The 12,418-nt window shown below is 44.7% G+C and carries 10 protein-coding genes; 5 read left to right on the top strand and 5 right to left on the bottom strand.

Going from position 1 to position 12,418, the window contains the following annotated elements:
* Positions 1 to 42: 42 nt before the first annotated feature.
* The gene (gene ywcE / locus RBH91_RS20960) at positions 43 to 303 is read right to left on the bottom strand and encodes a spore morphogenesis/germination protein YwcE (protein WP_076759513.1); all 261 of its coding nucleotides are present in this window, start codon (positions 301 to 303) and stop codon (positions 43 to 45) included.
* Positions 304 to 554: 251 nt separating this feature from the next.
* Between ywcE and RBH91_RS20955 the strand changes: the two genes are divergently transcribed.
* Positions 555 to 1,718, top strand: coding sequence for a GNAT family N-acetyltransferase (locus RBH91_RS20955; protein ID WP_307892814.1), 1,164 nt, complete (start codon positions 555 to 557; stop codon positions 1,716 to 1,718).
* Positions 1,719 to 1,760: 42 nt separating this feature from the next.
* On the opposite strand, the gene RBH91_RS20950 is transcribed toward RBH91_RS20955, so the two are convergent.
* A complete protein-coding gene (locus tag RBH91_RS20950) occupies positions 1,761 to 3,116 on the bottom strand; it encodes a YjiH family protein (protein ID WP_307892813.1) in 1,356 nt (451 codons plus the stop codon).
* A gap of 296 nt (positions 3,117 to 3,412) precedes the next feature.
* Here RBH91_RS20950 and RBH91_RS20945 point away from each other — a divergent pair, with 296 nt between their 5' ends.
* Positions 3,413 to 4,597, top strand: coding sequence for an FtsW/RodA/SpoVE family cell cycle protein (locus RBH91_RS20945; protein WP_307892812.1), 1,185 nt, complete (start codon positions 3,413 to 3,415; stop codon positions 4,595 to 4,597).
* A gap of 130 nt (positions 4,598 to 4,727) precedes the next feature.
* The gene (locus RBH91_RS20940; RefSeq protein ID WP_307892811.1) at positions 4,728 to 5,897 is read left to right on the top strand and encodes an FtsW/RodA/SpoVE family cell cycle protein; all 1,170 of its coding nucleotides are present in this window, start codon (positions 4,728 to 4,730) and stop codon (positions 5,895 to 5,897) included.
* A gap of 31 nt (positions 5,898 to 5,928) precedes the next feature.
* Here RBH91_RS20940 and RBH91_RS20935 read toward each other — a convergent pair whose 3' ends face one another.
* Positions 5,929 to 7,104 carry a M20 family metallopeptidase gene (locus tag RBH91_RS20935; protein ID WP_307892810.1) on the bottom strand — a complete coding sequence of 392 codons (1,176 nt, stop codon included), beginning with the start codon at positions 7,102 to 7,104 and terminating at the stop codon, positions 5,929 to 5,931.
* Between the two features lie 145 nt (positions 7,105 to 7,249).
* Between RBH91_RS20935 and nfsA the strand changes: the two genes are divergently transcribed.
* Positions 7,250 to 7,999: an oxygen-insensitive NADPH nitroreductase gene (nfsA, locus tag RBH91_RS20930; RefSeq protein ID WP_307892809.1), complete on the top strand. Its 750-nt coding sequence runs from the start codon at positions 7,250 to 7,252 to the stop codon at positions 7,997 to 7,999.
* Positions 8,000 to 8,268: 269 nt separating this feature from the next.
* A complete protein-coding gene (locus tag RBH91_RS20925) occupies positions 8,269 to 9,276 on the top strand; it encodes an LLM class flavin-dependent oxidoreductase (RefSeq protein ID WP_307892808.1) in 1,008 nt (335 codons plus the stop codon).
* Here RBH91_RS20925 and RBH91_RS20920 read toward each other — a convergent pair.
* Together RBH91_RS20920 and RBH91_RS20915 are read right to left on the bottom strand one after the other, a co-directional pair.
* Complete coding sequence (locus tag RBH91_RS20920) at positions 9,273 to 9,521, bottom strand: hypothetical protein (protein WP_307892807.1); 249 nt, start codon at positions 9,519 to 9,521, stop codon at positions 9,273 to 9,275. The genes RBH91_RS20925 and RBH91_RS20920 overlap by 4 nt on opposite strands.
* A 132-nt stretch (positions 9,522 to 9,653) precedes the next feature.
* A complete protein-coding gene (locus tag RBH91_RS20915; protein ID WP_404802522.1) occupies positions 9,654 to 12,059 on the bottom strand; it encodes a S8 family peptidase in 2,406 nt (801 codons plus the stop codon).
* Positions 12,060 to 12,418 lie beyond the last annotated feature (359 nt).

Genomic DNA, 12,418 nt, shown 5'->3' with positions numbered 1-12,418 from the left:
TAAAACCGGCCTTTTTTAGAGGATGCCATTTGGTTTTTTTCATTACCGGCTCATGTGTTTTCGGATCAATGGAAGTCCGTAAATCAAGAAAGCTGCGATATGGGCAATGACGACGTTAAGAATGAAGACTGCGATCATGAGGGAGTGTCCTGTTGGAGAAAGACTGCTTGTCATGTAGAAAAAGAAGAATACCCACATTAAAATGATTGGCGGTATAGACGAAAGTGCAACTTTCTTATTGTCCAGCCATAAAAATAATGGAGTGGCGCTTGCAATCAGCAAGTAAGCAAAAAACATATCCATACGTTTTCAGCCCCTTTCGATAATGATAGCGCTGTCAAAAGTAGCGGAGTCAAACAGAAATTGTGTCTAATTGAAGAATATTTTGTGAACATTCTGTTACATTTATTATACCACGTTATTCGAAAAATGATACATCCTGGAAAACATTTTCCGCTCCAACTATCTGCTCAATTTTCGTGATGATTCAGTAGGAAAAAATGGGTAAAAAAGAGAATATGTGATCATTAAATATTTTCCTGAGGAGATGGATGATGCGAAAATTGGTCAGGATCACAGCAGAAGCAGACATTCTCAGAGCGATCAGCCTTTCAGAATATGCTTTTCAGAGAAAGCTTTCTGAAGAAGAGCTGGAAAAAGCAAAACTGCATTATCAAAAGCATGAAGTGATTGGCATAACAGAAGGTGAAAAGCTCCTTTCAAAGCTGAACATCATTCCGTTTGAAGTCCAAATTGAAAATCGCAGCATGAAGATGGGAGGGATCGCCGGTGTTGCGACTTGGCCCGAAGAAAGAAGAAAAGGCACCGTCAGGCAGCTTTTAAAGGCTTCCTTAAACATAATGAGAGAGAATCAGCAGCCCGTCAGTTTTTTATATCCTTTTAAAATTTCTTTTTACCGCAAGTTTGGCTGGGAATTAACATTTTATCAAAAAGTGATCTCCATAAAGCGTGAGCAGCTCACACCTCTTGAACAAACGGAAGGCTTTGTACGCAGGCTTGAGAAAGCTAAAGGGCCGGATGAGGCAGGAATGCTCTATGATCAGTACCGAAGCCGGCATAATGGTTTATTAAAGCGAGGGGCCGACTATTGGATGACAAATATTTTAGAAGACTCGGTGATACCGGCCGTTTACTATGCAAAGAATGGCGTTCCGCTCGGGTACATTTTGTACACAATAAAAGACAAGAAAATGACGATTGAGGAACTGATCTGTATTCGGCATGAAGCACGAGCAGGGCTTTGGAACTTTGTTTGCCAGCATGACTCGATGATTGAAGAGCTTGAAATGACAGTCGATCCCCAAGACGGCATCGATTTTCTCCTTGATGACCCAAAAATCAAGCAGAATATTCAGCCTTACATGATGGCGAGAATAACAGATGTCTATTCTTTTCTTGAGCAATACCCGCTGAGGCGGCATATCGAAGAGCCATTTGTTTTTCGAGTCAGCGACGACATCGCTGAGTGGAATAATCTAACGCTCAAGGTGGGCAGACATGGTGTTGAGGCCGCAGATGAAGAAAGTGCCGCAAACCCTCTCATGGTCGATATTCAGTCGCTCACGGCATTTCTGCTTGGCACCCGAACTGCCCGGTTTTTTTATGAAGCCGGCAGACTGGCGGGAAGTGAAGAGGAAGTGAGCAGGCTGGACAGCACGATAAGGCCGCAGACCCCTTGGATCAATGATTTTTTCTGAATAAAAAGCCCTTGGATTTGACACCAAGGGCTTTTGTTATGCTTAAAAAATAAAGTGAGCACACACTACGATGACAGGCAGTGTAATTAATGTCCGAACGATAAAAATCAAGACCAGATCAAGGAATGTCACCGGAATTTTAGAACCGAGCAAAAGGCCGCCGACTTCCGACATATAGATTAATTGAGTAACGGATACGCAGGCGATGATGAACCTGGTCATCTCGCTTTCAATACCGCTTCCAAGCACAGACGGAAGGAACATGTCGGCAAACCCGACGACGAGCGTCTGTGAGGCCTCAGCGGCTTCTGGGACCTGCAGCAGTTCAAGCAGCGGAATGAACGGCATGCCGAGCCATGTGAAAACAGGCGTGTACTCAGCGACAATCAGTGCAGCAGTGCCGAGCGCCATGACGACAGGAGCGACGCCCATCCACATATCGAGTACGTTTTTGGCCCCGTCCTGCAGAAACCCTTTAACGCCCGTATTCTGTTTTGCTTTCGCGACAGCCTGAGTGAGGCCCCATTTGAACGGAGTGAACCCCTCCGGAATCTGTTCTTGATCGTGATCGCCATTATCTGTAATATACGTATCAGCCTTTCTTGATAAAGGCGGAATCCGCGGACTGATCACGGCCGCGGCGGCTCCGGCCAGCAAGATGGTTAAATAAAACGGAACAAACATATGACCGAGGCCTACCTGCGAGATAATGACGAGGCAAAAAGTAATAGAGACGACTGAAAAAGTCGTGCCGATGATCGCGGCTTCGCGCTTCGTGTAAAACCCTTCTTCATATTGTTTGCTCGTCAGAAGAACGCCGATCGTTCCGTCTCCAAGCCATGAAGCCATACAATCAATCGAAGACCGCCCAGGAAGCTTAAAGATGGGCCTCATCAGCTTTTTCATCAAGGCCCCGCATAATTCGAGCAGACCGAAATTCAAAAGAAAAGGAAGAAAAAGACCGGCAAACAAAAAAACGGAAAAGAGAACGGGCAAGAGATCAAACAATAACGTTCCGCCCGTACTGTCGGCAAATACCGCCTCCGGTCCAATCTTAAAATACGTCATCACTGCGAAAATCATTCCGAGCAGGCGAACGAGATACCAGAATAAAGATACATTCATCAGATTATAGAAAAATTCGCTTTTTTTTATGAAAGATGGATGAAATGTTTTGGTGATAAAGGTTAAGATAAATGTTGCGGCAACGATCATCATCATGATGAATGGCAGCTGCTGATGAAGCAGCTCCTGCAGCGCATTGGAAAAAACCGCGATCGGTATCGTTAAATTTCCTTCAATTTTAACGGGAATCATAAATAGGATAATTCCGATAAGCGAAGGGATCAAAAATTTTATGAGCTCAAGCCGTTTACGCTTTTGAAGTGCTTTATCCAAATGAAAAACTCCTTATGCTTTGGTGATGATGCACCACTTTCGCCGGTCTTTGCATATATGCCGGCAAAAATTTAATTTTATGCAACATTACTCATTTTAATACAAATCAATCAAAAATCAATGACTTTATCCAATTCGACAATAGTTGGAAAAATCCTTTAAAATAGAGAAGGAATTTTTTTGTGCGTGATTAATTCGAAACATTTTGGTTGTTTATACGTCATATCATTTGTGAGGAAGTCGATACTGTCTTCTTATACCATTTCATCGTGTCAGAAATAAAGGCGGGATTTCGAATGAGTCAGAAAAAAAATATAACAAATCCCTTTTATCAAGGCGATTTGATCTTTGTATTTATTGTCTTTTTTGCCATCAGCATTGTGGCGGTTTACGCCGCTCAGCAGTTTAACCAATACAATGAGCCTTTTGCGATGAAACAGGCCCTTTACTATTTGCTCGGGGCATTGATCATCATTCTGTTTCTTTATTTTGATTTGGAACAGCTTGAAAAGCTCAGCTTTTATTTTTACCTGCTCGGCATCATCATGCTGATTGTTTTAAAACTCAGTCCGGCATATATAGGGTCCTACCGATTTGCTCCGGTGATCAACGGGGCGAAAAGCTGGTTTATGCTTCCCGGCTTTACATTGCAGCCTTCTGAGTTTATGAAGATCGGTCTGATCATGTACTTGGCATCCTTTATGTCAAAACACAGTCCGACAGGTAAACGAACATTTAAAGAAGACTGGATATTTCTATTGAAAATCTTCGGAATCATTATTGTGCCCGCAGGGCTCATTTTAGAACAGGATACCGGTACGGCGGGTATTGTCATGTTTGTGATTCTTGTGATGATTTTCCTTTCAGGTGTAAACTGGAAGCTCATTACGCTGATAGTCGGTTCAGGCCTCACCGCGGCCATTTTGATTTTATACGTCATCATTAGATTCCCGGATGTTGCGGGTGCGGTCGGAATTGAGAAATATCAGATTAACCGTGTCATGACCTGGGTCAATCCGAGCGAACAGACGGCTGATGATAAAATGCAGGTTGAAAGGGCGCAATTGGCCATCGGTTCCGGAAAAGTGTTTGGCAATGGTGTAAGCGATCTTCAAGTCTATGTTCCTGAAGCCCAAACCGACTTTATTTTTGCCGTCATCGGTGAAAGCTTCGGGTTCGCGGGCTGTGCATTTGTCGTTATCATGTTTTTCTTCTTCATTTACAGACTTGTCGTTTTAATAGATCGCATCCATCCGTTTAGCAAATTCGCCTCATTTTTCTGTGCGGGATTTACGGCTTTAGTTGTCATTCATACCTTTCAAAATATCGGGATGAACATCGGAATTATGCCTGTAACAGGAGTTCCCCTCCTTTTGGTCAGCTATGGAGGAAGCTCAATTGTCGCCACATTAATCGGTTTTGCAATCGTCTATAATGCGAGCTGCCAATTAACAAAATATCAAAGGTATATGTTTAAATAACGGCCCGAACATTCAGGGCCGTTATTTTATTGAGTGCCGGGGAAGTAATCAACCCTTTTCGTGCATTCTCCGACATTGTTCATGTATAATGAAAGATAGTGTTTTTGATGAAGAAATAAGGCGGGGTATAATGGGTCAGAAGAAAAATATAACAAGTCCCTTTTATCAGGGTGATTTGATTTTTATATTAAGCGCGTTTTTTATGATCAGCATTGTCGCTGTTTATGCGGCGGAGCCGTCATTCGCTTTGAATGGCTATCCAGTGAAACAATTGATTTTTTATATGCTCGGCATTTCAGTGATTGTCGGCTTTCTTTATTTTGATTTGGAGCAGCTTGAAAAGCTCAGCATCTATGTATATATATTCGGTATCTTATCATTGATCGTTTTGAAATTCAGTCCGGAGTCCATTGCACCGATTAAAAACGGGGCGAAGAGCTGGTTTCAATTTGGGACGATCACTTTGCAGCCGTCGGAATTCATGAAAATCGGTTTGATCATGATGCTGGCTTCCGTGATTGCCAAAGCAAGTCCAAAGGGTTCCCGTTCCATGGAGGAGGATGTTCATCTCTTGCTGAAAATCGCCGGGATATCTGCGGTTCCAGTCGGCTTGATTTTGATGCAGGATGCGGGGACGGCGGGAATCTGCATGTTCTTTGTCGCCGTCATGGTTTTTTTGTCGGGTGTGAATTGGAAGTTGATTTCCATTATTGCAGGCTCAGGTGTCGCGCTGGTACTGCTCGTTTTATTTTTGGTCATCAACTTTCAGGACTTTTCTAAAGATGTCCTTCATATTAAGCCATATCAAATCAACAGGGTTCTGACATGGGTCGATTCGAGCCAGCAGACGGCTAATGATAAGTATCAAACAGATAAAGCCGTGACGGCGATCGGATCAGGAGAAATCTTCGGCACAGGTGTTACCAATTTGAAAGTCTATGTTCCAGAAGGCCAAACCGACTTCATCTTTGCCGTCATCGGCGAAAGCTTTGGCTTTATCGGCTGTACATTTGTGGTCCTCATGTTTTTCTTTTTCATCTACAGGCTTGTCGTCCTGATCGACAAAATACATCCGTATAACAGGTTCGCGTCGCTCTTTTGCGTCGGCTATACCGCGCTGATCGTGATCCATACATTCCAAAACATTGGGATGAACATCGGACTGATGCCTGTTACAGGTGTTCCTCTGCTGTTTATCAGCTATGGGGGGAGCTCGGTTCTGTCCGCCCTTATCGGTTTTGCGATCGTCTATAACGCGAGCTGCCAGTTAACCAAATACCAAGGTTATATGTTTAAATAAACGCTGAAAAGACAGCCGAGTCAGACTGTCTTTAATGTTGATTTAAAAATTCGAGGGCTGCCGACACAAGGATCTTCGCCGCGTTCAGCATGCCTTTTTCATCGATGTCAAATTTAGGATGGTGATGCGGGTAGACGGCGCCCGCCTCCTGATTTCCCGCTCCGGTAAAAAAGAACGCTCCGGGGACTTTTTCGAGATAATAAGAAAAATCTTCACCGATCATATTTGGCTCAAGTTCAATGACAGATTGTTCGCCAAGGACGTTTTTCGCGCATTTTCTGACGATGTCTGTCTCTTTTTCATGATTGAAAACAGGGGGATAGCCTTTTTCGTAGTCCAGTTTAAAAGCTGCCCCATTGCTGTCACATACACCTTTAATGACGCGCTCCATCTCGGTGATGATCGTTTCCTGAACCTGTTTGGAAAACGTACGGACCGTTCCTTCAATCACGGCTTCTTCAGCGATGATGTTAAAAGCCTGGCCGGAATGAAATGTTCCGATCGAAATGACCGCTGCATCTGTCGGATCTATTCGGCGGCTTACGATTTGTTGAAGATGGTTCACGACGGAAGCAGCCGTTACTAAAGCGTCTGTCGTTAAATGAGGCGCGCCTCCATGGCCGCCCCGGCCTGAGACCGTGATTGTGAATTTGTCCGCTGCCGCCATCATTGCACCTGACTTTACACCTGCTTGCCCTACTGGCATTGGCGCCCATATGTGGGTGCCGAAGATGGCGTCCGCCCCGTCTAGGCAGCCATCCTCAATCATCGGCTTTGCCCCGCCCGGTGTGACCTCTTCGCCAAACTGATGAATCAATACGACATTGCCTTTCAGCTCTTTTTTGTGTCTTGCCAGCACTTTTGCTGCGAGCAAGAGAGCCGAAGTATGTGCGTCATGACCGCATGCATGCATGACGCCGGGGACAGTTGACCGATAGGGAACGTCTTTTTGATCCTGTATTGGAAGTGCGTCAAAGTCAGCTCTTAGGGCGACTGTCTTCCCGGGAAGGCCGCCTTTAATCAAACCGACCACCCCTTTCCCGCCGACATTCGTTCTTACTTCAACTCCGAGGTTTTCCAAGTATTTGGCGATGGCCAGCGGTGTGTTGACTTCTTGATGGGAAAGCTCGGGATATTGGTGAAAATGCCTCCTGAGTTCAACCATTTCCGGATATCGTTCATCTAATTCTTCAATTAAGGAATTCACCGCAATCTCCCTTTCGATTTCAAAAATATTAAAATGATTCTATCATTTTACCATATGAAAATGAACTCTTTTTCAAGCTGAAAAACCGTTTTGCTTTAGAGATCAATAAATATTGGATATGATAAAAGCATGAGGAGGTAAAGTGATGAATAAAACGATTGAAACCATTTTAAATCACCGTTCGATCAGGTCTTTTACAGAACGGCTCTTAACAAAGGAAGAGATCCGTTTACTCGTGGAAAGCGCCCAAAGTGCATCGACTTCAAGCTATATTCAGGCCTATTCCATTATCGGGGTTGACGATCAGAGCAAAAAGCGAGAGCTTGCAGTATTGGCAGGCCATCAGCCATATGTCGAAAAAAACGGTCACTTGTTTGTGTTTTTCGCAGACCTTTACCGGCATCACAAAATGGCCATGGAAAAAGGGGAAGACATCAAGGAGTCTCTTGAAGGAACCGAAACATTTATGGTCAGTGTCATCGATGCCGCGCTTGCCGCACAAAACATGTCGATTGCGGCTGAATCGATGGGGCTGGGCATCTGCTATATCGGAGGTATCCGCAACGCTTTGAACGAGGTCTCAGAAATCCTTGAAACACCTGAATATGTGCTGCCGCTATTCGGTCTTGTCGTCGGCCATCCGGCCAATCCGTCCGCTAAAAAGCCAAGGCTTCCGCTGGAGCATATCTATCATGAAAATACTTATCAAGTGGACGAAGCGGATATCCATAAGCATTTGAACGCATATGATGAAACCATTTCAAATTATTATCATAACAGAACGAACGGCAAACGGGCCGACAAATGGACTGAGCAGATCACCCAAAGCCTGAAGCAGCCGAAGCGAACGTATATGCATGAATTTGTGAAAGAAAAAGGTTTCAACAAAAGATAAAGTAAAACCCCCTTCGAAACGGAAGGGGTTTCTTCATATTTATGATGTGAAAATATATTTGAGGAAAAGATAAAACATGCCCCAGAATGGAAGACTGAAAAGGATTCCGAATAAACAGCCTTTTGCAAAGTTTTCTTGTACGACTGGAGGGTGCGTTTTTTGTTTCGGCTTTTGCTCATTCATCAGTCTTGGCGCTCCTTTAATTTTTAGCATGATACTATTATTTCTTTTTACACCGGAAAAGTAAACGAAGAATTGGAGGGAAGAACATGTTGGCGTTAAGTATATTGGATCAGTCCCCTGTTTCTGAAGGGAGCACACCTGAAGCGGCTCTTCAACAAACGGTAGAGCTTGCGCAAACGGCCGAAAAGCTTGGCTATAAAAGATTTTGGGTGTCTGAGCATCACTTCTCAAGGAATTTGGCAGGCTCAAGCCCTGAGGTTCTGATCAGCTATATTGCGGCGAAGACAGAAAAGATCCGCGTGGGATCGGGAGGCGTCATGCTTCCTCATTACAGCGCCTATAAGGTGGCTGAAAATTTTCGTGTATTAGAAGGTCTTGCACCCGGGAGGATTGATGCGGGAGTCGGCCGGGCGCCGGGGGGGATGCCGATCGCTTCAATGGCTCTTCAAAATGGAGGCAGACGTATGACTGACCAGTATCCGGGGCAAATTCGCGATCTGATCACATATCTATATGATCAAGCTGACGAACATCACCGTTTTCCGAATTTAACAGCATCCCCGAATGTCGGTTCTGCTCCGGATATTTGGCTGCTCGGCTCATCAGGGGAAAGCGCCAGACTGGCCGCTCAATTCGGCGCTTCTTATACATTTGCCCAGTTTATCAATGGTGAAGGAGGGGAAGATGCGGCAAGACAATATATAGAAAGATACCAGCCTTCGGTTTTGGGGGAAAAACCGAAAGTGACGGTCGCAGTATTCGTGATTTGCGCCGAGACTGAAGAAGAAGCCGAGCGTCTCGCCAAAAGCCTTGATTTTTCTTTGCTGGCGAACGAGCAGGGAATGGAGACGAAAGGCTTCCCATCTTTAGGAACGGCGCTGTCATACGATTATTCTCCTTATGAAAAAAGGAGAATCGCAGATAACCGAAAACGTATGGTGATCGGAACGCAGCAGCAAGTGAAAGAACAGCTGCTTGAATTGGCGGGCGCTTATGGAACGGATGAAATCATGGCGGTAACCATCACATACGATTTCCAAGATAAGCTGAATTCATACTGTCTTTTAGCTGAGGCGTTTCAAAACGAAATTTAGCGTTTCTGCTGAAATACATCAAGCAGATAACGGATGGGGAGAAAGATGAACAGGACGCAAATGTATAAGGCGGTAAACAGCCAGCTGAGCGGCACAAGAAGTATGGTGTCCACTGTTTGCTCGGCAGCTTTTTGAAATGGGTTCGGCTGTTGTTTTTGCAGGTTGATGGTGAAATACAAAATCGTGAAAAATATAAAGGAGACCGTCATGAAGGATAAGCCGAATAATACGAGAAATGACAGCATATATACGAAGTCCTCCGATTGCTTTTTTCACGTTTTGAAGAGAAGGGCTTCTCCTGTGAACGCGAGGGGTTTCAATTATCCGTATTTTAACATAAAAAAGCCTTGTTGAGTGATTCTCAACAAGGCTTGTCATTATTCGACGATAAACGGATCTTCTGTCAGGACATAGCTTGATTTTCCTTTAGAAGAGGCATAAGCGAGCATATAATATTTGCCCGGTTTGAGAGCGGCTGAACCATTGATCTGTCCACTCCACTGATAGGATTGATAGCCTTTTCCCTGATTTTTATAAACGCCGGCCTGTCCGAGAAGCTCCAGGTTTTCGTTGTAGACGAGAAATGCGAGCTCCTCAGCCCCGCCAGGAAGATAGGCTTCGACCGTAAATGTTCCCTGCTTTGTTCCCGGTTCAACGGTTACAGATGTGACACGCGGGTAGTCGGGCTCTTTGACGATCAAAAGGGTAGGAATTTCGGCAACTTTTCTGCCTCCCTCGCGGACATATACGGTACCTTCATATGTTCCCGCTTTTGTTTTGGCGGAGTTGACCGTCACCTTCGCAGTTGCTTTTCCAGTTTTCTTGGCAGGTATCACGACTTGCTCGGTTCCTTTTACCGAAATGCCTTGGCCTTTGAAAGAGTACTCGAGCTGATAGGCTTTTCTGTAGGATGAAAGGTTTTCAATTGTAAATGATTGTTTCTTTGTTTGTTTCCCTTTGTCCTTCATGAATGTTCCGAATGAATGGCTTCCCGGACTTACAATGGATGAAGTTTTCAATGCATCCATGATCCGGATGCTGCCGGCCCCTTGCGCACTGTGAGGGAACGGCTTTCCATTTTCATCCGTTAATTTTTCCGCTGTATTCATCAGTACGGCTTTCATTTGTTCAGGCGTCCACTCAGGCTTAGCCTGTTTTAAAATGGCCGCAGTGCCTGCAACATGTGGCGAAGCCATGCTTGTTCCCTGCTTTGAGCCGTAGCCGTGAGGGTTTTTCGGATCATGTGTAGGGATTGTACTGACGATATTGACACCTGGTGCTGAAACGTCGGGCTTGATCATCCAAGTGTCCATGACAGGTCCCCGTGAGGAGAAAGATGCGATCGTTTCACCCAGCTCCTTTTCCAAATGAAAAGAAAAGACAGCGGTGCGTTTACCTGCTTTCATCTGCTGAACAAGCTCTTCCCCTTCTTCTTTCGACAGCTTGACGGTCGGTACGGCCATGCCCGCCACGTTCGCCTCAATCTCCCCGGATACATTATTGTAAATAACGGCTCCGATGGCACCGGCATTTTTAGCGTGTTCGGCTTTATCCACAAATGGGATGCCGCCTCTTTGGATCACTGCGATTTTGCCTCTCACATCTTTGCCCTCAAAATCGTCAGCTTGTCCTATTCCTGCTTCAACAAGTTCAACTTCTTGATTGTTCAATGCCTGAACGTCTTTTTCTTCATCATACCCCATCACTTTTGCCGTAGAATACGAAGCAAACTTTACTGCATACTCATTATACGGAAGCTGTGAGGCGCCGACGGAAATCGCTTCTCTTGAGGTTCCCGGCGATCCGACCGTCCAGTTTTCAGGCCCGCTGTTGCCGTTCGATGTAACGGCGGCTACGCCTTCAGACATCGCCCAGTCAAGTGCAATGCTCGTTGCATAGTCAGGGCTGTTTAGTGAATTACCAAGGGAAAGGTTCATGACTTTTGCTCCGTCCGCGACGGCTTTTTCAATCCCTGCGATGACATTTTCGGTTGTTCCTGACCCGCCTGGTCCGAGTACACGATAGGCGAGAAGAGTCGCTTCAGGCGCTACCCCTTTAATCTGGCCGTTTGCGGCAATTGTGCCTGCAACATGTGTACCATGATCAGTTGATTCTCCCCGCGGGTCCCCTGTCGGCGTCTCTTGCGGATCATAGTCATTATCGACAAAGTCATATCCTTTGTACGGTCCGAAGTTTTTCTTCAAGTCAGGGTGTGTGTAATCAACACCTGTGTCAATGACGGCGACCTTGATGCCTTTGCCGGTGTATCCCGATTTCCAAGCCTGATCCGCTCCAATATACGGAGCACTCTTATCCATCTGTGGATAAAAGGAGTCAGCGGCAAGCGTAACGTCTTTTCCCTTTATACTGTCAGGTTTGTATGTCGCGTTCGGATAAACAGCTTTAACTTCCTTGACAGCGAGGAGCTTTGGAATCTCGCTGGCCGGCAGTTTCATTGAAAATCCTGAAAAAACGCGGTCATATTCCCGCTTAATTTTTGCCTTTTTAATCGTTTTCTCCGCTTTGTTTTTCACTTTGCTGCGCTCCGCTTTTAAGGAAGCCTTCGTTTGCTTTTTGCCTTCCGCCTTTGCTTCCGCTAATGATTCTTCTTTTAACTCAACGATGACGGTTGTCTGTTTATCTGATGTTACATCAATATCTCCGTAAATCTCCGCTTTCTCCAGTTCTGGAGATTCCTGTTTAGGAGATGATTTTGCCTGTACTCCTGTAAGGAATGTGGATAAAGTGAATAATAGAATAAAAGCAAAAATGGAAAAGCGCATAAGACGATTCTTCAAAATGTTTTCCCCCTTTTGAGATAAGTGCTGTCCTTCTTAATCTTTAGAGTTTCGAACTTTTAAAATATTCTCTCATTTAAAAAGAAATCCTTCTATATATAGAAATAATTTTCAAAGATTCAATGTATTGGGTCGGTTTATTCAAACTTATGCACAAATTACTGTGAATAAGTTAATAAAATTGTGTATAGATGTAGTGGGGAATATATGTTCCTGCACTAAATATTGAATGATTATGTGGATATGTGGATATTTATTGTGGGTAATATGTGTTTATCCTTAGGATAATCTGTGAATAAGTCTTCGAGTCTGTTTTTCGCATGATTTAAAGGTGATTCCATCAG

It is taken from the genome of Bacillus swezeyi (genome assembly GCF_030908325.1).
Lineage (GTDB): Bacteria > Bacillota > Bacilli > Bacillales > Bacillaceae > Bacillus > Bacillus swezeyi.
This window is presented reverse-complemented; position numbering and strand designations above follow the sequence as displayed.